Source organism: Allobosea sp. CER48 (genome assembly GCF_044752385.1).
In the GTDB taxonomy this organism is placed as follows: Bacteria; Pseudomonadota; Alphaproteobacteria; order Rhizobiales; family Beijerinckiaceae; genus Allobosea.
On the sequence record NZ_JBIWYK010000573.1, the window covers coordinates 1 to 1727 of the forward strand.

1 protein-coding gene and 1 pseudogene are annotated in these 1727 nt (G+C 66.4%); one reads left to right on the forward strand and one right to left on the reverse strand.

All coding sequences use genetic code 11. From position 1 onward, the window contains the following. A pseudogene (locus tag ACIPIA_RS15625) lies at window positions 1-275 on the reverse strand (hypothetical protein); the annotation flags it as partial. Window positions 276-499: 224 nt separating this feature from the next. Between ACIPIA_RS15625 and ACIPIA_RS15630 the strand changes: the two are divergent. Further along, window positions 500-1414, forward strand: a complete 915-nt coding sequence (locus ACIPIA_RS15630; protein WP_400510880.1) for an AEC family transporter — start codon at window positions 500-502, stop codon at window positions 1412-1414. Window positions 1415-1727: the final 313 nt, after the last annotated feature.

Consider the following 1727-nt stretch of genomic DNA (forward strand, 5'->3'; position numbering starts at 1 on the left):
TTGTTCGCCGCCACGGCGGCCGCGCCCAGTATGCCAAGGCCGACCGCGCCGGCGATCGCCGCACCGCGCGACGGGCCGCGCCAGCCGCCACGGTAGCCGTAATAGCCGCCACGATAACCGCGGTAGCCGCGATACTGGGTATACTCGGCCTGAGCCTTGTCGAGACGCGCCGCATCGAAGAGGCGCTGCTCCTTCGCCAACGCTGGAGCCGTGAAGCTCCCGGCTGCCACGCCCGTGACAGCCAATGCGATGGCAATCGTTCTGCTCAGAGACATCATGACGGCATCTCCTTTTCTCGGGACCGTCCCGATCCATGTCGATACATTCGCACGGCCCGATTGAATGCGACCTGAACCAATCGCGGCAGCATTGCGGCAGGAACAAAGCGGCTTCCCATCAACGCTCTTGCCGGCCTGATGCTGCCATGGGACAGGCCTCTAGGCTCGCCGGATCAACGGATGGCGGGCCTCCTTGTTCCGCCTGCCCGCCCGGTCAAACCATGCTCGACAGCCTGATCGCCGTCTTCCTCGTCATCGCGACCGGCTGGCTCCTGAAGGTCCGCAACGTCGTTTCACCGGCGCATTGGCTCGGCGTCGAGCGCCTGACCTACCAGGTCCTGTTCCCGGCCGTGGTCATCCATACGCTCGCCATGGCCGACCTGCGCGGCGTGCCCGTCCTCGCCATGGGCGCAAGCCTCGTACTCGCCATCCTGAGCGTCGCCGCGCTCCTCCTGCTGGCTCGCCCGCTGCTGGCGAGGGGGGGAATCGAGGGACCGGCCTTCACCTCGATCTTCCAGGGCTCGGTGCGCTGGAACACCTTCGTCGCGCTGGCGCTCGCCGCCGGGCTGCAAGGCCGGAACGGCGCCACCCTGATGGCGATCGCCGTCGCCGCCATGATCCCGCTGCTCAACATCATGTGCGTCGTCGTCCTCGCGCGCTTCGCCAACGGCAAGACGATGAGCGTCGGTGCCACGGTGCGCTCGATCCTGTACAATCCCTTCATCTGGTCTTCCGCGGTCGGGCTCGCGTTCAACCAGGCCCAATGGCTGCTGCCATCGGCCTTCACGGGCTATCTCGACGTGCTCGGGCGAGCCTCTCTCGGCATCGGCCTGCTCGTCGTCGGATCGGCCCTCGACCTCAACCGGCTGGCGCGCCCGCGGCTGGCGCATTGGGTCGCGGTGGGGCTCAAGCTCGTCGTGATGCCGGTGACGGCGTGGCTCTATGCCGGCTGGTTCGGGGTTACCGGCCCGGCGTTGGCCATGACGATCGTGGCCGGCGCGGTGCCCACCGCCACCGCGGCCTATTTCCTCGCCCGCGACCTCGGCGGCGATGCCCCCCTCATGGCCGAGATCACCACGCTGCAGACGCTGCTGGCGCTGGCGACCCTGCCGCTCGCCGTCCTTGTCCTGACTTGATATACCAGAGCTTGAATTCAGTTTGGTTATGCAATTTATAATTGCACAACCGAAGGGAATCGCTCCCGACGAGTTGGTGCCCCCTGCACTGAGGGAATCCATTCGCAATGACGCAAAAGGCCAAAGGACTGGCACCCGTCGAACCCGGATTCGGCGAGCAAAGGGACGAGGATATCCCCGCGCGTCCGATGACGGCGCTGGAGGCAGCCTCCTTCATCGAGAGCATGGCCGCCGAGTTGCGGAGCATGGCGCGAGCGACGAAGCTCGAAGCGCTGGCATACTTCCTCGAAATGGCACGGGCCGAGGCCTCCGG

What these genes read in the sequence shown, in the direction of transcription:
- ACIPIA_RS15630 (WP_400510880.1), top strand. Translation starts at nt 500, where the DNA reads ATGCTCGACAGCCTGATCGCCGTCTTCCTCGTCATCGCGACCGGCTGG.